Genomic DNA, 22,392 nt, shown 5'->3' on the forward strand with positions numbered 1-22,392 from the left:
CTCACTTATTAGAAAATAACTAAAGCCTCATGTCCTAAAACATGAGGCTTTTTTGTTCGGACTAGTACTCACTATCAAGTTTGAGAATCACTTTTAGCATGACTATTTTGATGCAATGTATTGATCAACGAGTTGTTCAAGTACATTTAAAGGGACTGGGCCATTCGCCAACACAACATCGTGGAATTCACGTATATCAAAGCCTGCACCCATTTTTGACTTTGCTTTTTCTCGTAATTCTACAATCTTGATTTTACCAATTAGGTACGCCGTAGCTTGACTAGGCATCACAATATGACGCTCAACCATTTTTACCGCGTCTGCTTTTGCATTAGGCGTATTCGTCACGTAATAGTCTATCCCCTGTTCCCGTGTCCATTTTTTAGCATGAATGCCGGTATCGACGACTAAACGGCAAGCTCGCCACAACTCCATTGCCAAACGGCCAAAATCTGAGTATGGGTCTTCATACAAACCAATTTCTTTCGGCACATATTCACTGTATAGACCCCAACCTTCGATATACGCCGTATAACGACCAAACTTTCTAAATTTAGGGATACCCTCTAACTCTTGCGCAATCGCAATTTGCATGTGATGCCCTGGCAAGCCTTCATGATACGCCAAGGCTTCCATCTGATAGCTTGGCATGGACGCCATATCGTACAAATTAGCATAATAGGTACCAGGACGCGTGCCGTCCATTGACGGCTGTTGATAGAAAGCTTTGCCCGCTGACTTCTCCCTAAAAGGTTCAACCGCTTTAACAATCATATCGGCTTTGGGCTGAGTAATAAACAAGTCATCCAAGCGAAGCTTCATATCATCAATAAGTTTAGTGGCTTCGCTTAGGTAGCGCTGACGGCCCTCATCATTTGAAGCGTATACAAACTGTTTGTTATCTCGCATAAATTCAAAGAATTCAGAAAGATCCCCTTCAAAGTTTACCTTCTTCATGATTTCACGCATCTCGTTGTGTATGCGCGCTACATTGTCTAATCCAATTTGGTGAATATCATCTGCGCTTAGGTCGGTCGTTGTCGTTCGAGCCAAAGCATTGTTGTAAAACGCTTCGCCATCAGGAAACTTCCACGCGCCATCGCGTGTATCTGCTTTCTTTTCCAAATCTTCTAAAACAGTGACTAGATTTTCGTAAGCTGGCTTTACAAAGTTGATCAAGGCCTGAGAAGCTTGTTCAATTAGTGAATTCTTTTGCGATTCGTCCAAGTCAAGAGAGGTAACTTTACCCGTAAAATCGGCTAATAAGGTACTCGGTTCTTCACCTGAAAATGGTGCGCCAGTAATAATATTTCGACTATCGCTTATCACATAAGGGTAAACGAATTTAGGCGCCAAAATACCATTCTCAGCATTTATATGAAGGTTGGCAGTCAACTGTTCAAATAGTTTGGGGATGCCTTGCAAGCGAGAAATATAGTCTTGAGCATCTTTCAAGTCTTGAATGCGATGCTGATTGATTAACAGAGAGGCCACACTTGAGTGTAAGCCAAACATTTGGTTTACAGGGTAGCTATAGTGCCGCCATTTAAAGTCTTCTATTCCATTCTTAAGTTGTTGCTTTATCATGGCTAAACTCAGCGCCGTCTGCTCATCCAATATAGAAGCATCTAAAGCATTAACTTGTTCGAGATGCTTTTTCTGAATAGCCAAATCTTCGAGTGCACGCGCCTCGGAAATATCATCCCATTTGTCTTGGTCGTCTTTAATACCTAAATACGATTGATACATTGGACTCCGCATGACATTTTCCATAAAAATGTCTTCGAAGAGTTGATTAGCTATCTCAGATTCACTCTTAATTGTTTGACTAGTTAATGGCGAAGTGCTGCTACTTTCTTCATTTGTGATGCTAGTAGCGGACTCGTTTCCGCATGCTCCAAGCAGTAACGCAATAGAGATAGATGTCGCTAGGTATGTGAGTTTTTTCATTATTTATTCCTGTTCGCTATTCGGCTATATTCGTTGTTTTTTGCCGAAGCGACAGTGTAACTACCTTGCTAGGTGGGCGCAATCATCCACATTTCTATCGATAAATTTAACGATCGCAAGACTTGCATAATATGATCAACAATCACCAATATGCGTAGCAAATCATATTTTTATTTAAGTCATTAAACAATTTGATTGTTCTTCCATTCTTTTAATTTGGCTTCTCTCGCAGCCTCTTTTTCCATCTTAGCTCTTTTTCTATCACATGGCTCTGGACAATCACAAGCTTTGGCAACCCCCAGCGCCCCTAAGCCGCCACATGAGCCAGATATGCTCTTACGCTGGAAAACATAGCCCACCGCCATTGCGGCAACCATCAATAGAAAAAAAACAAACGCCAATATAAACGTGCTCATTACTAACTCCAATACTATTGAATAACTGTTACAGTTTGCCCAAACTGCTCGCTCTGGTACTCGACAAACTCATTACCTTCTTTAACAATAAAAATGGCAGCTATGCCTTGTTGTTCGGCTAGTGCAAGTCCGTCTTCTAAACCCATTACAATCAATGCTGTGGACCAGCCATCAGCGCGTAAAGCAAGCTTATCTACAACGCTAACCGACACAACCTTGTGTTGTATGGGTGAAGCTGTTTTAGGGTTGATAAGATGGGAATACCGTACCCCATTTTCTTCGAAATAATTTCTGTAATCGCCAGAGGTTGCAATGGCGTTATCACCAATAGATATCACACGATGTACCGCTCTCTCATTTGTTTCGGGTTTTTCAATCGCTATCAACCAATCCTTTCCACCTGCTTTTTTTCCGGCAACGCGCATCTCACCACCAATTTCGACTAAGTAGTGGCGTATCCCTTTTGATTCTAGCAATTCTGCTACCACATCAACGCCATAACCTTTAGCTATAGTAGATAAATCGACATATACCTTAGGATGAGACTTCACGACTTCTCGATCATTCAATATAAATTTATCTAAACCGACATACTGAGCCAACTCTTGTAAACTCTCTTCAGTCGGAATTACTTCTGGTCGTTGAGAGGGACCAAAGCCCCAAGAGTTGACCAGAGGGCCGACGGTTACATCCAGCATGCCTCCGGTAACCTCACCTATTTTTATCGCCTCTGACAATACATATCGCGTTCCTTCGCTCAGTTGAAATGGCACACCCGCCGGTGCCTTGTTGAGTTTCGACAATTCCGAATCCGGTATATAAGTTGACATCAAGTCATTCACATCGACTAAAGCCTTGTCTATCTCTTTCTTGATACTTTGAGGACTATCACTGCCTGTTTCACTGCTGGGTAATAAAAACTTAACGCTATAGGTTGTTCCCATTGTTGCGCCATTTATCATGTAGTATTGATCTTTTTTAGGTGCACAAGAGGTGACAACCATGCATAAAAAAAGTAAATAGCCGGCATGCGTAAGTCTTTGCATAATTGGTTTATTTTCCATGCTAGATAGTCTGAAATTGGCATTTTCCAAGAAACATAGCTATCACTTGTTTCTATAGGAAAGCTGACTCATAAATATAAAAAAGGGGCCGAAGCCCCTTCTGAAATTAATTGATATTATATTCGTTAACCACCAAAGTCGTCCAACATAATATTTTCATCTTCAACACCTAAGTCCTTTAACATGTTGATGACCGCCGCGTTCATCATAGGTGGTCCACACATATAAAACTCGCAGTCTTCAGGTGCTGGGTGGTCTTTAAGGTAGTTTTCCAACAAAACGTTGTGAATAAAGCCGGTGTATCCCTCCCAGTTATCCTCTGGTTGAGGGTCAGACAGGGCAACATACCAATTAAAGTTCTCATTTTCGCTCTGTAACATGTCGAAATCTTCAACATAGAACATTTCTCTCAACGAACGAGCACCGTACCAGAAAGAAATTTTACGATCTGTTTTGATTCTGCGTAATTGGTCAAAGATATGCGAGCGCATCGGCGCCATACCTGCACCACCACCTACAAACACCATCTCAGCGTCTGTATCTTTGGCAAAAAACTCACCGAAGGGACCAGAAATAGTCACTTTATCACCTGGTTTAAGTGACCAGATAAATGACGACATTTTACCAGCTGGTAGACTTAAATTATTAGGCGGCGGCGTAGCAATACGCACGTTTAGCATAATAATGCCTTCTTCTTCTGGGTAGTTAGCCATTGAGTAGGCTCGAATGGTTTCATCATCGACTTTCGATTCTACATCAAAGAAACCAAAGCGTTCCCAATCACCACGATACTCTTCTGGAATATCAAAATCTTTGTATTTGACATGGTGAGGTGGCGCTTCAATTTGGATGTAACCACCTGCTCTAAATGGCACACTCTCGCCATCAGGAATACCCAACTTAAGCTCTTTGATAAACGTCGCTTCGTTGTTATTTGAGATGACTTCGCAATCCCATTTTTTGACACCGAACACTTCTTCTGGAAGTTCGATCTTCATGTCTTGCTTAATGGATACCTGGCAAGACAAACGGCAACCTTCGTTAGCTTCACGCTTAGTCACGTGGTCAAGCTCAGTAGGCAGAATCTCACCGCCACCGTCTTTTACATCTACACGACATTGACCACACGAGCCACCGCCACCACACGCTGACGACACAAAAATACCCGCATCGGCTAATGCACCCAGTAGCTTGCCGCCTGGCTGAGTCGTGATCGTGTTTTCAGGGTCGTCATTAATAATAATTTTAACATCGCCACTTGGCACTAACTTTGACTTTGCAAAAGTAATGATCAGAACTAGGACCAGTACTATCGCAATAAACATACCTACACCGAGGTAAATCTCAGCTTGATTCATTTTCTGCTCCTCTAAGCCTTAAAGTGAAATACCAGTGAAAGATTGGAAGCCCAAGGCCATCAATCCGGCGATCATAAACACCGAACCCAATCCACGAATGCCATCAGGCATATCAGCATATTTCAGCTTTTCTCTAACGGCGGCTAGGAGAACAATCGCAATTGCCCAACCCATACCGCTACCCACGCCATATACGACGCTTTCACCTAAGGTATATTCACGTTGCACAGCAAATGCTACACCACCGAATATCGCACAGTTTACGGTAATTAGAGGAAGAAAGATCCCTAGAGCGTTGTATAAAGCAGGGAAAAACTTGTCAAGGCTCATTTCCAGTATTTGCACCAGTGCAGCAATTACACCGATAAAAGTTAAGAAATTTAAGAAACTTAAGTCGGCGTCAGGAAAACCCGCCCAAGCTAGCGCGCCAGGTGCTAACAAGTTTGTATAAATTATCTGATTGACGGGTACAGAAATACCCAACACAACGATAACCGCCACACCTAGACCCATAGAGGTTTTTACTTTCTTAGAAACCGCTAAGAATGTGCACATTCCTAAGAATAAAGTCAAAGCCATGTTTTCAACAAAAATAGCTTTAATAGCAAGAGAAATATAATGTTCCATGGTGATTATTCCTTAGGCTCAACTTGTTCAGGGCGGAAAGTACGAATTGCCCAAATCATTAATCCGATAAGGAAGAATGAGCTAAACGGTAATATCAACAAGCCATTACCTTGATACCAACCGCCATTTTGTACGAGTGGTAAAATTTCATACCCTAGAATAGTACCAAAACCAAATAGCTCTTTTACCGTACCGATTACAATCAAAACAAAGCTGTAACCTAAGCCATTTCCAATACCGTCAAGGAAGCTCATCATTGGCGGAGACTTCATTGCGTAAGCTTCTGCTCGTCCCATCACGATACAGTTTGTGATGATCAAACCAACAAATACGGAGAGCTGCTTTGATATTTCATAAGAATAAGCTTTAAGTATTTGGTCAACAACAATCACGAGAGAAGCAATGATTGTCATCTGGACAATAATCCGCACGCTTGACGGTATTTGATTGCGAATAAGTGAGATAAATAAATTTGAAAAAGCCACAACTGAGGTCAATGCCAATGACATCACTAGTGCGGTTTCTAACTTGGTAGTAATCGCCAAAGCAGAACAAATACCAAGTACGTGTAATGCAATTGGGTTACTGTCAACAATAGGCCCGAACAGGGCTTTTTTCATTTCTTTAGTATCAGCCATTTTCGTACCTTATGATTTCCAAGATTGACGCTTTAAGTAATTACCATAACCATTTTCACTGGCCCAGTATTGCAAAGTGTTTTTGACACCATTACTGGTTAATGTAGCACCAGATAAAGCATCCACTGCGTATTGATCACCCGCTTGAACACTTTTGTCTACAGAAATAGCGACCTGGCCATTTTTATAAAGTTGCTTACCATCCCACTTTTTCTGCCAATCTGGATTTTGAATTTCGCCACCAAGTCCAGGCGTTTCTTTGTGTTGGTAATAAATCAGTTCTCTGATTGTTTCACCATCATTATCCAAAGCCAAGAATCCGTACATCAAATCCCATAATCCACTACCGTGAACCGGCAATATTATTCGGCTAACTTCGCCTTGTTCATTTTTGACGTGATACACACTGGCGACAGAAGAACGACGTAAAAAGCCAACATTGCTGCCCTCTACATCAACCATGTAGTCAGGATTTTTGGCCGCTTTATACATGTCGTATCCGTCAAAAGGTTTATCAACGTATTGACCTGTTGCTAAATCCACGTATTTTTCTTCAACACGCGAACTGTAAACGTCGTTAATTTCAGCCTTGTTTGTTGCAAGTTCAATCAAACCTGCAGCAGTTAAGATATTCGATTTTTTATCTAAGGCGGCGTTGCTGTCTTGTAGAGCTCGTAAGCCGACGGCGGCGCTTGACACGACAATTGAACATGCAAGACACACGGCGACAACTACACCGATAGTTTTACCTAAGGTTTCTTTTTTAGCCGACACGTGCAATTCTCCGTTTTATGTTTTTCTGTGCAACAAAGTAATCAAACAATGGTGCCCATAAATTTGCGAACAATATCGCCAACATTATACCTTCAGGGAAAGCGGGGTTGATTGCACGAACCAATACGGTCATAAAACCAATAAAGAAACCATACATCCATTTTCCTTGATTGGTAAACGAAGCGGATACTGGGTCAGTCGCCATAAAGAACATACCAAACGCGAGGCCGCCAATCACATAGTGATAGTACCAAGGTAAATTCATCATCGTATTAGTCTCAGAGCCAACTACATTGAGTAGAAGCGCTAAGAATGCGACACCAAGACCAACACCAGCGACTATGCGCCAACTAGCAATCCCTAGGTATATAATGAATAAACCGCCGAGCATGATAGCAAGTGTAGATACCTCTCCCACTGAACCGGGGATATTACCCATAAAGGCATCCCAGAAGTTTAGTGCAGGCTGCATCGCACCTTCTTGATTGACGTAACCGGCTTCAGTTGAAGTAAACTTACTTAACCAAGTCGCACCTGAATAACCGTCTGGTAACTGTGCAGCTATCCATACTTGGTCACCGGAAATTTGAGCGGGGTAAGCAAAATAAAGAAACGCTCGTCCGGAAAGGGCAGGATTCAAGAAGTTTCTTCCCGTACCACCAAATATTTCTTTTGCGATTACAACGCCAAAGGTAATTCCCAAAGCCACTTGCCACAAGGGGATTGTAGCGGGCAGGGTGAGTGCAAATAACACAGAAGTTACAAAGAATCCTTCATTCACTTCGTGTTTTCTAATTGATGCAAAGAGTACTTCCCAAAAACCACCGACTACAAAGGTAGTGGCATAAATAGGAAGAAAGAAGCAAGCGCCGTAAAAGAACAACCCCATGACCCCAGTATTAGCATCTATACTGCCACCTAAAGAAGAAAACAACGCTGCTTGCCATGTATCAGCAATCGCACCGCCCATAGCAACGGCATCTTGAGCTTGCGCTCCGACGTTGTACATGCCGTAAAACATGGCAGGGAATGTCGCCATCCAAACCATAATCATAATACGCTTTAAATCTATCGCATCTTTTACATGAGTATTGGCTTTATTTACCATACCGGGTGTGTAAAAAATGGTCGCCGCAGCTTCATATAGCGCATAAAACTTTTCATATTTACCACCAGCTTCAAACTGGGGTTCAATTTTTTCTAAATATGCTTTTAAACCCATTGTTAACCCTCTGCTTCGATCTTGGTTAAACATTCACGTAACACAGGCCCATAGTTGTATTTACCCGGGCAAACATATGTGCATAAAGCCAGATCTTCTTCGTCTAACTCCAGAACACCTAACTGTTGCGCACTGTCAGTATCACCAGACAAGATATCTCTGAGAAGTAAAGTAGGTAATACATCCAAAGGCATAATACGCTCATAGTTACCAATCGGTACCATGGAACGATCTGAGCCGTTGGTAGTAGAAGTCATATTAAATAGCTTTTTACCTGCTAGATGCCCCAAATATGCACGAGTCACGGAGTGTTTATTCGCACCTGGCGCAATCCATCCAAAGAAGTGTTTTTCTTTGTCTTCTTTAATAAGCGACACTTGGTTGTGATAACGCCCCAGATACGCGTGAGGCCCTTCAGCAGTAGTACCATTTAATACAGAGCCTGAAATAACTCGCGTGGGTTCGCCACCAAGCTGATCTTTCGTTAAATCGACGGTGCTTGCCCCTACCTGAGTTTTGACAATCTTTGGTGTTTTCGCATTTGGTCCTGCGACAGATACGACTTTTGTCACATCCAACTCACCTGTCGTTAATGTCGCACCAATAGAAATAAGATCTTGGTAACCCACGTGCCACACAGTTTTACCTGCACCAACAGGTTCAAGGAAATGCACGTGTGTACCGACCAGACCCGCAGGGTGAGGACCAGCAAATTCGGTGCTAACAACCTTATCTCCGCTCACATCAATTGAGGAGCCTGAAGCCTTGTTTACATACACCGTGCCATCAGTCAACTTGCTGATAGCCGCTAGACCAAGATCAAACTCAGCTTTGCGCTCTGCAATCACTATTTCAGGATTAACGGCAAGAGGGTTAGTATCCATGACTGACACAAAAATAGCTTTCGGCGTGCTATCAATGGCGGGGATCTTACTGTACGGCCTTGTGCGGATTGTTGTCCACAAGCCAGACTCGACCAAGGTATCGACAATAGCTTGTCGCTCAGCACTTTGAATCTGTTCAGGTGTAAACTTTGCAAACTCGACAGCATCATCGCCTTTAATACCGATGACTACAGATTGCAAAACGCGTTTGGCACCACGGTTAATTTCGACCACTTCACCAGAGGCAGGAGCAGTATATTTGACACCAGGATTTTTTTTATCCTCAAATATAATTTGTCCTTTTTTGACTACGTCCCCAACTTGCACATGCATAGTTGGGCGCATACCGTTGTATTCCTCTCCTAAAATCGCCACTTTAGAAACCGAGACTGCGTCTTGGATCTTCTGTTCTGGCGCACCTAGGATAGGAAGGTCTAGACCTTTCTTTATCTTTATCATACGCAATTGACTACTCTTAATATAGAAACCAATTTAAACGTGCCTGTTCAATAAACAAGCAAGTTTAAATTAGTCCCTAATCCCTCAGGTATTATTCACAACACATAGGTATAAATTTGTTGAGTCTTTGATATTAATCAACAAATCCTATAAAGCTTTGTTTTTATTGTTATTAAATTAGCAGAAAACCGAAATTTAATTTGCAACTGCGGGATGCATTCAGCACACAACGTTTAACGGGCGTGATTTTAGCATTAACCATACGTAAAAGGCTATCGGAATTATACCAATAGCCCTTTTAATTTCTTAGCGTTGTTAAGTTAAAATTCCACCTATGTATCAGTTATTCCTAAAAAATACGGTGTACAAATAGTATTCGCATAGGTATGTAGACTAACAACTACTTCCATTCTACTATTGGACTTACATCGGCTTCGTAGTCCACATCTTGAATTTCAAAACCAAACAAGTTCAAGAATTCTCGGTTGTAACCGGCATAATCACTCAATTGATGGAAGTTCTCCTGGGTAACCTGATCCCATAAATCTTTGATTTTAGCTTGCGTCGCATCATTGGTTTCAAAACCATCCATTCGATATCGATTCATCTCATCTACAGGCGGATTTTCTACATAGAGCCGCTCTGCAAACAGACCCGATACCTGCTCAATGCATCCCTGGTGAGTCCCTTCTTCCTTCATTACTTTGTATATCAAAGAGATATATAAAGGCATAACAGGGATCGCCGAACTAGATTGAGTCACGAGCGCTTTGAGCGAGCTTACATGAGCAGTCACGGCTTTGCTGGCGAGTGACTGCGTAATAGCCGTTGCGGCACGGTCTAAATCCTCTTTCGCTTTCCCGATTGTAGCTTGTCCGTATATTGGCCAAGTCAGTTCTTTACCAATATACGTATACGCCGTCGTTTTACAGTTATCAGCCAACACATCTGCTTCGGACAGCTGCTGCATCCAGCGTTCCCAATCTTCGCCACCCATAACTTTAACGGTATGGGCAATCTCTTCTTCGTTCGCAGGCTCTAAGGAAATATCATGGACGAGATCTTTGTCAGTATTATAGGTCTTAGTTGTGTACGCTTGCCCGACAGGTTTTAGTGTGGATTTGAATGTTTCACCGGTGACAGGATCTGTGCGTCGTGGCGAGGCCAATGAATAAACGACTAAATCTACTTTGCCTAGATCTTGCTTTATCTTATCAATAGTCTGCGCCTTGATTTCATCAGAAAACGCGTCACCATTGATCGTTTCAGCATATAAACCCTCTGCTTTTGCAAAGTCGTGAACAGCCGCTGTGTTGTAAAATCCAGCCGTAGCAGTACGCTTTTCCGTCGGCGGTTTTTCAAAACAAATACCTAAAGTTTTTGCGCCATAGCCAAATGCTGCGGTGATTCTGGATGCTAATCCATAACCAGTTGAGCAACCAATTACCAAGACATTTTTGGGTTTGTTTTCACCAAGTTCTTGGCTTTTGACATATTTAATTTGATTCTCAACACTCTTTGCACACCCTACTGGATGGGCATTTGTGCAAATAAAACCTCTTACTTTAGGCTTAATTACCATGGTAACTCCTGTCGTTTACAGACGACGCATTGTATTTATATATGTGGCTACGCTCAATTGAAGGTAACCCTAACTTTGTAGCTACACTCCCTTCTCGTTCTGATATGAACGTGGAATGTAGCAATTGTGAATTGGCCGAGCATTCTACTGAGCAACAAAGAAAAAACAAATCAGTCCAGACATTTTGTAAACAAGCAGATTAGCGATTCAAATAATACGCTTGTTCGGACTGCTCGTGATACTGCTTAACGCCTTGGTAAAAACTGTCGTAGGCAGTATAGATTTTGTCAAATGATGGGTCTTCCGCACGTTTTTCTTTTATGACTTCTTGCGTCGCTTCTTTCAAGGCGTTTATAACTTCAGTAGGAAGGGTTCTGACCTTTACTTGATGAGTTTTAACAAGTTGCGTCAAAGCCTTATGATTTTCAGAGGTATACTCGTCCAACATATCTTGATTGATCGCACGTGTGGCGACTGCTACGATTTTCTGTAAATCCTTTGGTAAGTCATTCATTGCTTGTTCATTAACGATAAATTCAAGCAAGGTGCCTGGTTCATGCCATCCACTGGTATAATAGTAGTCCGCTGCTTTATACAAACCAAAGGTTTGATCGTTGTATGGCCCAACCCACTCCGTCGCGTCAATCACGCCAGTTTGCAGCGAAGTAAAAATTTCCCCTCCAGTAAGCGTTAAAGGTAGCCCACCTACTTTTTTGAGCACCTCACCACCAAGCCCCGGGATCCGCATTTTTAGACCCTGTAAATCCGCCAGCGTATTTATTTCTTTCTTGAACCAACCCGCCATTTGTACACCCGTGCTACCACCTGCAAAAGGAATTACTCCAAATGGTTGATACAATTCGCGCCATAGTTCCATGCCACCGCCGTAGTGCAGCCATGCATTCATTTCTGTCACGTTCATGCCAAACGGGATGGCCGAAAAAATTGGCGCAGCAGGTATTTTTCCCTTCCAATAATACGCGCCAGAATGCCCCATTTGTGCACTGCCACTGGACACAGCATTAAACACCTCAAAACCCGGTACTAGTTCACCCGCACCATATACCGTAATGACTAAGCGCCCCCCAGACATTTCATTGACATAGTCAGCGAATCTCTCTGGTGCGCTACCCAAGCCTGGGAAGTTTTTTGGCCACGAAGTAACTAATTTCCATTTGTATTCTTTAGCTACTTGAACAGACTGCGCCTCCGCGCCCGTGTCTTGGTTGCCACCACATGATTGTATTAAAAATAAAGTAATCAGGATGCCCAGAGGTTTAAGTAGTTTCATCATAGTCGTCCAAAAATAGTTAAGTTATGCAATGTTGCTGGTGTTAACCATAAATTATGCTTGGTAACCACGTCACAATTGGGGGGGCAATCGCAATGATTAGCAAGAGTAGCAATTGAATCACAATAAATGGAACAACACCTCGATAAATTTGCTCTGTTTTCACCAACTGGCTGGCCACACCTCGAAGATAAAATAGGGCGAAGCCAAAAGGCGGCGTCAAGAATGACGTTTGTAAGTTGACCGCAATCATAATGCCAAGCCATATTGGATCAGCTCCCATCACAATCAAAATTGGCGCGACAATCGGCACCACAACAAATGTGATCTCAATAAAATCTAAAATAAAGCCAAGCAAAAAGATGATTAGCATGACTAACAACATCGCTGTAAACATGCCACCGGGTAAAGAAGTGAAAAACGACTTTAGTAATTCTTCGCCGCCAAACCCTCTAAACACCAACGAAAAAAGGCTTGCTCCTATCAAAATTAGAAAAACCATTGACGTGACTTTCGTTGTTTCGCTTGCCACGTACTTAAAAGTAGACGCATTTAACGCCCCCTTGAGGCCAGCTAAAAAAAGCGCACCAATAGCGCCTACACTTGCTGCCTCAGTCGGCGTAGCATAACCCAATAGAATAGAGCCCAACACACAAGCAATGAGGATTAAAGGCGGGGCTAGCGCAACCAACAAAGATCGCAAAGAAGCGTGTTCATTTTCTTGTCCTTTGGCTGGCACCTGTTGAGGCGAAAAGCGACTCACACCCCATATGTACAGTAAATACAAGACAACCAAAAGTAAGCCAGGAAATAAAGCGCCAACAAAGAGGTCTCCGACCGAGACTGAATCAGGCGAAAAAATTCCCAAGTCCAACTGCGCCTTTTGATAGGCGCTACTTAAAACATCTCCAAGCAACACAAGCGCAATGGACGGCGGAATAATTTGACCCAACGTACCGGTGGCACAAATAGCGCCTGAAGCTAAAGAAGGTGAATATCCGCGCTTGAGCATAGTAGGTAAGGACAATAACCCCATTGTCACTACCGTGGCTCCGACGATACCAGTGCTGGCTGCCAATAACATACCGACGACAATAACCGATACGCCTAAGCCCGTTTTAAATCGGCCAAGAACGGCTGACATGGAGATAAGCAAATCCTCGGCGATTTTTGCCCGTTCGAGTATAACTCCCATCAAGACGAAAAGCGGCACCGCAATGAGCGTAGTATTGCTAACAATACCAAATAGACGAGAGGGTACAGTTAACAAATAACTCGTATCAAATACGCCAAATAATGCGCCTATTCCCGCAAAAATAAGAGAAACACCAGCTAGTGTTAGAGCAACAGGATACCCAAGCAACAACGCAGCACAAACGGCAAAGAAAAGTAGAACGGACAACCATTCCATTAATACGCTTCCACCCGCTTATTTACAATCTTATTCCCTTGGTTGATTAATTCTGCAATGGCTTGCAGCGCCATAGAACCGGCAAACAACAACATAAATGACTTCAAAATGTAAACAAACGGCAAACCACCGGGTTCTCTGCTTGCCTCCATTAGTCGCCAAGACTCAAACACATAGTCGATGCAAACCACAAATAAATAAACACTCACAGGCAACATAAAAAGAAGTGCGCCAAAAAAATCGACTACAGCGCGTTTTCTCGCATTGAAACGCCGATAAAACACATCAACACGCACGTGACCATCATGTTGATAGGTAAACGCCGCGCCAAGCAAAAATACCGCTGCATGTAGATAGGTGACAGACTCTTGCAAGCCAATCCAACCGACATTAAAACCGTATCGCAACAAAACAATGACAAACATGACAATTGCCATGACAATCGTTGCAAAACTCACAAAAGCACCAAGTTGGCGATTAATGAAAACGATAATGCTTGCAAATGACGACATAATTTATTGGAGAGACTTCTTTTTTCTTTGTATTGTGACACAAGAATAACAGCATGAGAATTGCTGATTTACTAAAAGTTAACAAGTCTGAGTGACAAGCTAGGGAGGGTATTGAATAATATAGAAAAAGAGCAGCATGTATGCTGCTCTAGAAACTGTTTAGGCGACGATATCGAGTAACTCTACGTCAAAAACCAATGTGGAGTAAGGACCAATTGCAGCACCCGCGCCTTGCTCTCCATAAGCGAGATCATAAGGCACATGTAAGCGCCATTTGTCGCCGACAGACATCAATTGCAAAGCTTCCGTCCAACCTTTGATTACGCCATTTACTGGAAATTCAGCAGGTTGACCACGCTCATAGCTACTGTCGAACACTTTGCCGTCGATTAGGGTGCCGTGGTAATGCGTTTTTACAGTAGACGTTGCTGTTGGCTTTTCGCCGTCACCTGATTGTAAAACTTCATATTGTAAACCCGATTCGGTTACCGTTACTTCGTCCCTTTTCGCATTTTCTTCGAGGTAGTTTTTGCCTTCAGCCATAACCTCTGCGTGTTGCGATTGTTTTGCCGCTTGCATGCGTTGATGAATTTCGTTAAATGCAGTCCGCAGAGCGTCGTTGCTGACTTCTGGAGACTCACCAGAAAAACCGCGCTTAACCCCTTCTAGCACGATGTTTATGTCCAAACCTTCAAAAGGGTTTGATGTTAACTGCTGACCCATTTGAAAGCCAATGCCGTAACTGGCTTGTTCTTCTACACTAGTGTATTTTTCGCTCACGTTAATTCCGTAGTTCTTAATAAAGGACGGAAGGATAACATGCCAACAACAGCAATCCTAATTGCGTTATTTTCGTAGTTATATCTCGTTGTTTGGTGTGTTTATGTATATCAAATTTGATTGCTTATTGAGCACATTTAACACCCATTTAACATCAACAAGCAAAGCATTCTACAATAGACGGGATCTATATAGAGAGCGTCTAGACATAGGCTCGCTATCGAAGTATGGTTAATCTAGAAAAGCAATATAGGAATCATTGAAAATATGAAGCAAGATTTGGTCACTCAGTTGAAAGACACCATTAAATATCTGGGCGCAACGCTAGGTGAAACAATTGAAACAGAATTGGGGACTGAATGGTTGGCGCGTATTGAGCAAATTCGTCATGACGGCAGAGAATCGGCAAATGGCGATGAAGCATCAACACAAAAACTTGCAGACACATTAGCCTCACTCGATAATAAATCTTTGTTGACAATAGGCCGCGCATTTGCACAGTTTTTGAACCTAGCCAACATTGCTGAACAAGAATTCAATACGGCAGCCACATCAGCAGACTCGTTGTCTTCACAATTGAACAACTTGTTGGAAACCTCTGGTAAAGACATAGATGAAAATGCGATTAAGCAAGCCATTGAACACCTCAATGTAGACTTAGTTCTCACCGCTCATCCAACTGAAGTAACGCGCCGCACAAACATTCACAAACACCGCGAACTTGCGAGTCAACTATTGACCCTACACTCTGAAGAAATCAGTGAGTCAGAGCGCGCCCGCAGTAAAGCAAGAGTGGCAGACTTAATTGCACAGGCTTGGCACACAGAAGAAATTCGCTCAGTTAGACCCACGCCCGTCGATGAAGCGCGCTGGGGCTATTCCGTGATTGAAAACTCGCTATGGGAAGCGGTGCCCGAGTTTATGCGCGAATTAGATGATTTCTTACAAACGCGTTTTTCTCAGCGCTTACCCCTGACCGCAAAGCCAGTGCAATTTAGTTCCTGGATGGGCGGGGACAGAGACGGTAATCCATTTGTGACAGCATCGGTCACGCAAGAAGTATTACTTCGCGCCAGACGTCGCGCTGCCAAGTTATTTCTGGAAGATTTCCACCGCTTATATACCGAACTGTCAATGAACAAATGCAGTGATGCACTGCGTGAATTTGTTGGCGACGAGAAAGAGCCCTATCGTGCGATTTTAAAGCCGCTTATTCTTAAATTAGAACTTACCCGCGAGGGCAAAGCCAAAACCAAGAAATGGATCCAAAGCACAGACGAGCTACTTAAACCATTAAATTTGTGTTACCAGTCTCTCTGTGAATGCAACATGCAGGTCATTGCAGACGGCGCCTTGCTCGACACTTTGAGAAGAGCGCACGCCTTTGGTGCGCAACTACTAAAACTCGACATAAGACAGGACTCCCAACGACACGCCGACGTCTTCAGCGAAGTTACGCAGTATCTTGGTCTGGGTGATTACAACACCTGGAGTGAAAAAGAGAAGCAAACTTTCTTACTCAAAGAGCTGTCGTCTCGTCGCCCTCTTTTCCCCAAAAATTGGGCACCATCTGAAGAAGTACAAGAAGTATTAGACACATGTGAAGTCATAGCTAATAACGATGAAGATGGCTTTGGTATTTATATTATTTCCATGGCGCGCGAGCCCTCAGATGTGCTCGCTGTACAATTGCTACTGCAAGAAGCAGGCGTATCATGGCCTATGCCGGTAGCACCTTTATTTGAAACACTGGATGACCTAAATAATTCGCCAGAAGCGATGAAAGCGCTGCTAGATATTGATTGGTATAAAAAGTATATCAATGGCCGACAGTACGTAATGATTGGCTATTCTGATTCAGCCAAAGATGCAGGCTCACTTGCCGCAGGTTGGGCACAATACGAATCACAAGAGGCCTTAGTTAACTTAGCGAGTGAAAACAACATTCAACTCACCCTCTTTCACGGCAGAGGAGGCACAATTGGTCGAGGTGGTTTACCTGCTAAAGCCGCGATACACTCACAGCCGCCGGGATCATTAGAAGGCGGCTTTAGGGTTACCGAACAAGGCGAAACCATTCGTTATAAGTTTGGCATGCCACAATTAGCCAAACGCAGTTTATCTTTATACGCCTCGGCTGTCGTCGAAGCGATTACCTCTCCGCCGCCAGCACCCAAACAAGCATGGCGCGAAATCATTGCACAAATGGCAGACAAAGGCCGTGATAACTATCGTCAAACCGTTCGTCACGATAAAGATTTTGTCCCGTATTTTCGGGTCGCCACACCTGAGCAAGAATTAGGCAAATTGCCTTTGGGTAGCCGACCAGCAAAACGTAAACCTCAAGGCGGCATAGAAAGTTTACGCGCCATCCCTTGGATTTTTGCTTGGGCGCAGACGCGCCTTGTATTACCTAGTTGGCTGGGCGTAATGCGCGCTATCGACAGCATAAACACAGCCGAAAACAAAGCGCTTGTGCAAGAAATGATAGAACAATGGCCTTTCTTTGCTTCACGTATTTCGATGCTAGACATGGTGTTTAAAAAAGCCGATCCCAACATCAGTGCGGCATATGACAAACGCCTGGTGCCGACAGAACTGTCCCACTTTGGTGAGGCTTTGCGCACAGAGCTAAGAGACAGTATCGACTCTCTATTGTCCATCACCGGCCATGAACACATGATGGAAGACGACCCCCACGGACGTACTTCCATGAACATTAGAGCAACCTACTTGCAACCTTTGCACTATTTACAAATAGAGCTTCTTGATCGCATAAGAAAGGCAGAAGCGTCTAATTTCAGTGACAATGACGTTGAAACATTGGAGCGTGCTATGATGGTCGCTATTACAGGCATCGCTGTCGGTATGCGTAATACTGGATAAACATGCCTTTTAGTATTGGCCTTGTTAACCCTAAAGCCGCTACCAATGTAGCGGCTATTTTACGCGCAGGTGGCTGCTTTGGCGCCAGTTCCATTTTTTACACCGGTCAGCGATTTGGCTACGCACGTGACAACAGCAAAGACTTTGCCCAAGATACCAAAGCATTTAGGCGCAGCATTCCAACTATTGGCGTAGACAACTTGCTCGACTATAAACCCAAGCAAGCTAAAACAGTAGTGGTAGAATTAGTTGAAAACGCTACGGCGCTGCCAGAATACCAGCACCCAGAGAGTGCTTACTATATTTTTGGACCAGAGGACGGAAGTGTATCGCAAGCGATTGTCAATCAAGCAGATGATGTAGTGTTTATTCCCTGTCGCAGCAATTTAAATTTAGCAGCGACAGCTAGCGTCTTGTTTTATGACCGCTTAAGCAAACTGGGTTACGACAAAAGCAACGCAGCATTGCGTGCAGCCAGAGATACAAACAACACGCTGTTAATTTAAGCCGCTATCGTATTGACGCATTTCATGATCCACTGCTTAAGCTGCGCCTCACCTAAAGCCCCCGACACTCTATCTATCTCACTACCCTTGTGAAAAAATATCAACGTTGGAATCGAACGAATACCCGCTTCGGCTGAAACTTGTTGCGCATCTTGTGTATCTACTTTTGCAAATAGTAGACCATCAGATTGCACGGCAACTGACTCAAATACCGGTGCCATGACTTTGCATGGACCACACCATGACGCCCAAAAGTCTACAATAACAGGTAAATCATTCTTTTCGACATAGCGATAAAAGCTTTGGTCAGTTAAGTCAACAGGCTTCGCTTCGTATATCTCAGCTTTACACTTCCCACATCCGGCATGCACATGAGACTTGTCTTCTGGTATCCGGTTAATTGCACCACATTTACTGCACACTATATGCATACTTACCCTTAAAATATCGATAGTTTCAACAAAAGACCTGCATGTTCAGCATTTAATTTCTCATCTGAATAAAAGCCAACAAAAAAGGCGCGTAATGCGCCTTTTTTATATATTGCTATAGCTTAGCCTTTTACGAAATCCACACCAAGCTGAATGTCGCCGCGTAAACCTTCTAGCATGTCTTCTTTTGCTTTTTGTTCAAATGCACTTAATTCACCATAAGGCAAAATTTCTTCGACACCGTTTTTGCCAAGTTTTACTGGATGTGCGAAAAACGCTGCGTCTTCAGAGCCATCAACTTGTACATAAGTATATTCGACCACTTCTTCACCTTGAAGCGCCTTAACCAGTGACAAACAGAATCTAGCAGCAGCCTGCCCCATAGAGAGTGTGGCAGAGCCTCCACCGGCTTTTGCTTGAACAACTTCTGTACCTGCATTTTGGATACGAGGAGTGAGTTCTGCGACTTCTTCATCCGTAAAAGACACGCCTTCAACCTGAGAAAGCAAAGGCAAGATAGTAGTACCAGAATGACCACCAATAACGGGAACGTGGATCTCGGATGTACTCTTGCCTTTTAGCTCAGCAATAAAAGTTTCTGAACGAATAACATCTAGCGTCGTCACACCAAATAGTTTGTTTTTGTCGTAAACACCTTTTGCCTTTAAGGCTTCAGCAGCGATAGCAACTGTTGTGTTCACAGGATTGGTAATGATGCCAATGCATGCGCTTGGGCAATTGTCAGCACAAGCATCAACGAGATTTTTCACGATACCCGCATTGATATTGAACAAATCAGAACGATCCATTCCAGGTTTACGAGGAACACCAGCAGGAATTAACACGATATCACAAGCTGTCAAGGCATCTGCCAAGTCGTCTTTTCCAAAGCCCTTAACCGTTACGTCAGTGGGGATGTGGCTCAAATCAACAGCAACTCCTGGAACTACTGGCGCTACGTCATACAATGACAATTCAGAACCGGCAGGAAGTTGAGTTTTTAGCAATAATGATAATGCCTGACCGATACCACCGGCCGCGCCTAATACGGCTACTTTCATGTTATGTCTCCTGATTATAGGGCAATATTTTTCGAGCGAGAGAGTAATATAAATAAGCTTAAATCTCAATCATTCTAGCGTGTTATTGTTTTTGATGTCAGTGCGGTGCCGTACTTTACAATTAAGTCGCTCTCGTTGATCACTGGGACGTTAACACGCGGGGTATGCTATAAGTACGATTACCAATCAGTGGAAAGTTATGTCGCCATTTAGATTGGCATACTATATTAGGTATATATACTCTTGAGTATGTGAGAGATATTCGAACATAAACGATTGGATAAGCAACTTTCGAAAGCGCCTCTAGAAACTCAAAAGTGCTATGAAAAACGGACGGATATTGTGATCATATCTCACCCTTCTGGATTGCGCTTTATTAAAGGTTTCAAAGATGAAGCACTTTCTGGAAATTGGAAAGGATTTCGCTCTTCTCGTTTAAATCAGCAATATCGAGTTATTTACTCTGCTGAAAACGGAGCGATGTATGTCCAAGTGGTAGGGCTTACACCCCATGATTATCGTAGGAGATCATAATGATAGATTTTCAAAAAGCTAAAAAACGAGTCTCTATTCCTAGCGGCGAATCAGTCCGTATCATTCGCGAGCTTCAGGAGCTAAGCCAAAATGATTTAGCTAAAATGACAGGCATTCCTCATTCAACGATATTAGCAATAGAAAATGATCGTATCAACTTAGGGGTAGAGCGCGCAAAATCTCTGGCTCGCGCTTTAACATGTCACCCAGCGGTACTCGTGTTCCCAGGCTGGGAAGTAGAAAGTGAACACGCGGCTTAAAAAAAATCAAGCTGCTCGCTACCGCTTGTATTAAGAGTTGATGCTGCAGAGAAGGCCACTTTTGATTTGCCTATTTAATAGGCATAACATCGAGCCGAGATACAAGGAAGATCAATGCCTTTGCCTGAAACAGAAATTAAAGCGTGTGTTTACATTGCTCTTCAATATCATAAACTCAAGCACCTTCCCTTACTAGGGGCATAAAAATCACAACAAGACTTAGCACAAGGGAACGTAAGTGATGGTGGAGACTTTTAACCGACTTGTAACTCTTTATGTTGCAGAAAATCTCAGCTAAGTCCTAATTGCTTATTCCACAACCATCAGGCAGAATGCATTACCCTAAACTTTTCACGACAAGAACTAAGCGTAGCAAATGGCTGTAAGCAAACAGGACGAACTGGTCAAAGCATTTAAAGAGCTCCTCAACTCTGAAAGTTACGGCTCACAGGGTGACATTGTCAATGCTTTGAAAGGGCTTGGATTTGATAATATTAGCCAATCAAAAGTATCGCGTATGTTAAGTAAATTCGGTGCGGTAAGAACCCGTGATGCCCGGGGAGATATGGTCTATTGCTTGCCACCAGAATTAGCCATGCCAACGGCAAAAAGCCCCCTAAAACAATTAGTTTTAGACGTCGTACACAACAATGTGATGGTAATTATCAGGACAAGTCCCGGTGCGGCGCAACTCATCGCTAGACTACTCGATTCGCTCAGTCAAGCAGATGGTGTACTGGGCACTATCGCCGGTGACGATACAATATTCATTGCCCCTGCCAATATCGAACATATAGAAGATTTACGGCTACGCGTGCAGACCCTGTTTGACAATGTCTAGAGGCTGTTTATCTTATGCTGATACTGTGCTGATACACTTGCTTCTTATTTAAAGAATACTGCTCCGCCACCACTGTAGCTGCTTTTTTCGGTGGTAGCAAAGGCAACAGTAAGCCCAATAGTTTTTTTGCCTCATCGGGTAGTGCGTCAGGCACTTTTTCCTTTGCCTGATATACAATTAAGACAAACTCGCCTTTTTGCCTTGCTTGTTCAGCACTTAACCACTTAATTAAATCAGTAGCTGCGCCCTTTTGATAAGTTTCAAATGTCTTACTCAGCTCCTTAGCAATCACCACTTGCGCCTCGGGTCGATGCTTTTCAATTGACGTCAAGGTATCGAGAATACGCTTGGGTGATTCGTAAAATACATGAGTATGGGCAGAGTCTATTGCCTGTAAGAGCGACGATTCCCGCGCTTGTATTTTTACTGGCAAAAACCCTGAAAACGTAAACTTATCAGTAGGTAAACCACAAGCAGACAGGGCGGTAGTGAGTGCGCATGCACCCGGTAGCGCTGACACCATCACTCCCTTTTCTCGACACCGATTAACAAGCTCGAAACCTGGGTCACTAATTAGTGGTGTGCCTGCATCTGATATGAGCGCAACATTTAAGCCCTCAAGTAACTTATCAACAATATACTCGCTTCGCGCACTCTCGTTGTGTGCATGCAAACTAATTGCATTTGTCTTAATTTCAAAATGCTGCAGTAGTTTGCCTGAATGACGCGTATCTTCGGCTGCAATGAGATCAACGGATGCTAAGACCTCAATTGCTCTTGGTGTCATGTCTGACAAATTACCAATTGGAGTGGGCACAATGAATAGACTTCCTGCAGACATAGACAACCTAAAAATAAATATGGACGAGTTTGGATGATCAATAGTTTACACAGTCTTTCGATCA

The 22,392-nt window shown here is 43.2% G+C and carries 21 protein-coding genes; 4 read left to right on the forward strand and 17 right to left on the reverse strand.

The window, feature by feature from the left end:
- Window positions 1-102: 102 nt before the first annotated feature.
- From ACFOHL_RS05500 to ACFOHL_RS05565, 14 genes are all read right to left on the reverse strand, one after another.
- On the reverse strand, window positions 103-1,950 hold the full coding sequence (locus ACFOHL_RS05500) for a DUF885 domain-containing protein (protein ID WP_376919198.1): 1,848 nt from the start codon (window positions 1,948-1,950) through the stop codon (window positions 103-105).
- Window positions 1,951-2,132: 182 nt separating this feature from the next.
- Window positions 2,133-2,366 carry a (Na+)-NQR maturation NqrM gene (gene nqrM / locus ACFOHL_RS05505; protein ID WP_376919199.1) on the reverse strand — a complete coding sequence of 78 codons (234 nt, stop codon included), beginning with the start codon at window positions 2,364-2,366 and terminating at the stop codon, window positions 2,133-2,135.
- A gap of 14 nt (window positions 2,367-2,380) precedes the next feature.
- Window positions 2,381-3,412, reverse strand: coding sequence for an FAD:protein FMN transferase (locus tag ACFOHL_RS05510; protein ID WP_376919200.1), 1,032 nt, complete (start codon window positions 3,410-3,412; stop codon window positions 2,381-2,383).
- 143 nt (window positions 3,413-3,555) lie between these two features.
- The gene (nqrF, locus tag ACFOHL_RS05515; RefSeq protein ID WP_376919201.1) at window positions 3,556-4,788 is read right to left on the reverse strand and encodes an NADH:ubiquinone reductase (Na(+)-transporting) subunit F; all 1,233 of its coding nucleotides are present in this window, start codon (window positions 4,786-4,788) and stop codon (window positions 3,556-3,558) included.
- 18 nt (window positions 4,789-4,806) lie between these two features.
- Complete coding sequence (gene nqrE, locus ACFOHL_RS05520) at window positions 4,807-5,415, reverse strand: NADH:ubiquinone reductase (Na(+)-transporting) subunit E (RefSeq protein WP_376919202.1); 609 nt, start codon at window positions 5,413-5,415, stop codon at window positions 4,807-4,809.
- A 5-nt stretch (window positions 5,416-5,420) separates the two neighbouring features.
- Window positions 5,421-6,053 (reverse strand): NADH:ubiquinone reductase (Na(+)-transporting) subunit D, encoded by a 633-nt coding sequence (locus ACFOHL_RS05525; RefSeq protein WP_376919203.1) that lies wholly within the window; start codon window positions 6,051-6,053, stop codon window positions 5,421-5,423.
- 9 nt (window positions 6,054-6,062) lie between these two features.
- Window positions 6,063-6,827 carry a Na(+)-translocating NADH-quinone reductase subunit C gene (locus ACFOHL_RS05530; RefSeq protein ID WP_376919204.1) on the reverse strand — a complete coding sequence of 255 codons (765 nt, stop codon included), beginning with the start codon at window positions 6,825-6,827 and terminating at the stop codon, window positions 6,063-6,065.
- A complete protein-coding gene (locus ACFOHL_RS05535) occupies window positions 6,817-8,049 on the reverse strand; it encodes an NADH:ubiquinone reductase (Na(+)-transporting) subunit B (RefSeq protein ID WP_376919205.1) in 1,233 nt (410 codons plus the stop codon). The genes ACFOHL_RS05530 and ACFOHL_RS05535 overlap by 11 nt, the downstream gene beginning before the upstream one ends.
- A gap of 2 nt (window positions 8,050-8,051) precedes the next feature.
- Window positions 8,052-9,392, reverse strand: coding sequence for a Na(+)-translocating NADH-quinone reductase subunit A (locus ACFOHL_RS05540; RefSeq protein WP_376919206.1), 1,341 nt, complete (start codon window positions 9,390-9,392; stop codon window positions 8,052-8,054).
- 400 nt (window positions 9,393-9,792) lie between these two features.
- A complete protein-coding gene (gene fabV / locus ACFOHL_RS05545) occupies window positions 9,793-10,974 on the reverse strand; it encodes an enoyl-ACP reductase FabV (protein WP_376919207.1) in 1,182 nt (393 codons plus the stop codon).
- 199 nt (window positions 10,975-11,173) lie between these two features.
- Window positions 11,174-12,265 (reverse strand): TRAP transporter substrate-binding protein, encoded by a 1,092-nt coding sequence (locus ACFOHL_RS05550; protein WP_376919251.1) that lies wholly within the window; start codon window positions 12,263-12,265, stop codon window positions 11,174-11,176.
- A gap of 43 nt (window positions 12,266-12,308) precedes the next feature.
- A complete protein-coding gene (locus ACFOHL_RS05555) occupies window positions 12,309-13,676 on the reverse strand; it encodes a TRAP transporter large permease (protein WP_376919208.1) in 1,368 nt (455 codons plus the stop codon).
- Window positions 13,676-14,188 carry a TRAP transporter small permease subunit gene (locus ACFOHL_RS05560; protein WP_376919209.1) on the reverse strand — a complete coding sequence of 171 codons (513 nt, stop codon included), beginning with the start codon at window positions 14,186-14,188 and terminating at the stop codon, window positions 13,676-13,678. The genes ACFOHL_RS05555 and ACFOHL_RS05560 overlap by 1 nt, the downstream gene beginning before the upstream one ends.
- Before the next feature lie 159 nt (window positions 14,189-14,347).
- Window positions 14,348-14,968 carry an FKBP-type peptidyl-prolyl cis-trans isomerase gene (locus ACFOHL_RS05565; RefSeq protein WP_376919210.1) on the reverse strand — a complete coding sequence of 207 codons (621 nt, stop codon included), beginning with the start codon at window positions 14,966-14,968 and terminating at the stop codon, window positions 14,348-14,350.
- A gap of 267 nt (window positions 14,969-15,235) precedes the next feature.
- Between ACFOHL_RS05565 and ppc the strand changes: the two genes are divergently transcribed.
- Window positions 15,236-17,854 carry a phosphoenolpyruvate carboxylase gene (gene ppc / locus ACFOHL_RS05570; RefSeq protein ID WP_376919211.1) on the forward strand — a complete coding sequence of 873 codons (2,619 nt, stop codon included), beginning with the start codon at window positions 15,236-15,238 and terminating at the stop codon, window positions 17,852-17,854.
- Between the two features lie 2 nt (window positions 17,855-17,856).
- Entirely contained in the window at window positions 17,857-18,360 is a 504-nt protein-coding gene (locus tag ACFOHL_RS05575; RefSeq protein ID WP_376919212.1) for a TrmH family RNA methyltransferase, read from the forward strand.
- Here ACFOHL_RS05575 and trxC read toward each other — a convergent pair.
- Window positions 18,357-18,791 (reverse strand): thioredoxin TrxC, encoded by a 435-nt coding sequence (gene trxC / locus ACFOHL_RS05580; protein WP_376919213.1) that lies wholly within the window; start codon window positions 18,789-18,791, stop codon window positions 18,357-18,359. The two genes, ACFOHL_RS05575 and trxC, sit on opposite strands and share 4 nt — an antisense overlap.
- Window positions 18,792-18,913: 122 nt before the next feature.
- Window positions 18,914-19,852, reverse strand: coding sequence for a malate dehydrogenase (mdh, locus tag ACFOHL_RS05585; protein ID WP_376919214.1), 939 nt, complete (start codon window positions 19,850-19,852; stop codon window positions 18,914-18,916).
- 533 nt (window positions 19,853-20,385) lie between these two features.
- On the opposite strand from mdh, the gene ACFOHL_RS05590 reads away from it, so the two are divergent.
- The gene (locus ACFOHL_RS05590) at window positions 20,386-20,646 is read left to right on the forward strand and encodes a helix-turn-helix domain-containing protein (RefSeq protein ID WP_376919215.1); all 261 of its coding nucleotides are present in this window, start codon (window positions 20,386-20,388) and stop codon (window positions 20,644-20,646) included.
- Between the two features lie 376 nt (window positions 20,647-21,022).
- On the forward strand, window positions 21,023-21,487 hold the full coding sequence (gene argR, locus ACFOHL_RS05595) for a transcriptional regulator ArgR (RefSeq protein ID WP_376919216.1): 465 nt from the start codon (window positions 21,023-21,025) through the stop codon (window positions 21,485-21,487).
- A gap of 7 nt (window positions 21,488-21,494) precedes the next feature.
- On the opposite strand, the gene rsmI is transcribed toward argR, so the two are convergent.
- On the reverse strand, window positions 21,495-22,328 hold the full coding sequence (gene rsmI / locus ACFOHL_RS05600; protein WP_376919217.1) for a 16S rRNA (cytidine(1402)-2'-O)-methyltransferase: 834 nt from the start codon (window positions 22,326-22,328) through the stop codon (window positions 21,495-21,497).
- Window positions 22,329-22,392 lie beyond the last annotated feature (64 nt).

Origin of the sequence: Agaribacter flavus, from assembly GCF_042646125.1 — a bacterium.
Classification (GTDB): Bacteria; Pseudomonadota; Gammaproteobacteria; order Enterobacterales; family Alteromonadaceae; genus Glaciecola; species Glaciecola flavus.

Coding starts and splice junctions, on each gene's coding strand:
- ACFOHL_RS05500 (WP_376919198.1), bottom strand. CDS start 1,950: ATGAAAAAACTCACATACCTAGCGACATCTATCTCTATTGCGTTACTG.
- nqrM (WP_376919199.1), bottom strand. CDS start 2,366: ATGAGCACGTTTATATTGGCGTTTGTTTTTTTTCTATTGATGGTTGCC.
- ACFOHL_RS05510 (WP_376919200.1), bottom strand. CDS start 3,412: ATGCAAAGACTTACGCATGCCGGCTATTTACTTTTTTTATGCATGGTT.
- nqrF (WP_376919201.1), bottom strand. CDS start 4,788: ATGAATCAAGCTGAGATTTACCTCGGTGTAGGTATGTTTATTGCGATA.
- nqrE (WP_376919202.1), bottom strand. CDS start 5,415: ATGGAACATTATATTTCTCTTGCTATTAAAGCTATTTTTGTTGAAAAC.
- ACFOHL_RS05525 (WP_376919203.1), bottom strand. CDS start 6,053: ATGGCTGATACTAAAGAAATGAAAAAAGCCCTGTTCGGGCCTATTGTT.
- ACFOHL_RS05535 (WP_376919205.1), bottom strand. CDS start 8,049: ATGGGTTTAAAAGCATATTTAGAAAAAATTGAACCCCAGTTTGAAGCT.
- ACFOHL_RS05540 (WP_376919206.1), bottom strand. CDS start 9,392: ATGATAAAGATAAAGAAAGGTCTAGACCTTCCTATCCTAGGTGCGCCA.
- fabV (WP_376919207.1), bottom strand. CDS start 10,974: ATGGTAATTAAGCCTAAAGTAAGAGGTTTTATTTGCACAAATGCCCAT.
- ACFOHL_RS05550 (WP_376919251.1), bottom strand. CDS start 12,265: ATGAAACTACTTAAACCTCTGGGCATCCTGATTACTTTATTTTTAATA.
- ACFOHL_RS05555 (WP_376919208.1), bottom strand. CDS start 13,676: ATGGAATGGTTGTCCGTTCTACTTTTCTTTGCCGTTTGTGCTGCGTTG.
- ACFOHL_RS05560 (WP_376919209.1), bottom strand. CDS start 14,188: ATGTCGTCATTTGCAAGCATTATCGTTTTCATTAATCGCCAACTTGGT.
- ppc (WP_376919211.1), top strand. CDS start 15,236: ATGAAGCAAGATTTGGTCACTCAGTTGAAAGACACCATTAAATATCTG.
- ACFOHL_RS05575 (WP_376919212.1), top strand. CDS start 17,857: ATGCCTTTTAGTATTGGCCTTGTTAACCCTAAAGCCGCTACCAATGTA.
- trxC (WP_376919213.1), bottom strand. CDS start 18,791: ATGCATATAGTGTGCAGTAAATGTGGTGCAATTAACCGGATACCAGAA.
- mdh (WP_376919214.1), bottom strand. CDS start 19,852: ATGAAAGTAGCCGTATTAGGCGCGGCCGGTGGTATCGGTCAGGCATTA.
- ACFOHL_RS05590 (WP_376919215.1), top strand. CDS start 20,386: ATGATAGATTTTCAAAAAGCTAAAAAACGAGTCTCTATTCCTAGCGGC.
- argR (WP_376919216.1), top strand. CDS start 21,023: ATGGCTGTAAGCAAACAGGACGAACTGGTCAAAGCATTTAAAGAGCTC.
- rsmI (WP_376919217.1), bottom strand. CDS start 22,328: ATGTCTGCAGGAAGTCTATTCATTGTGCCCACTCCAATTGGTAATTTG.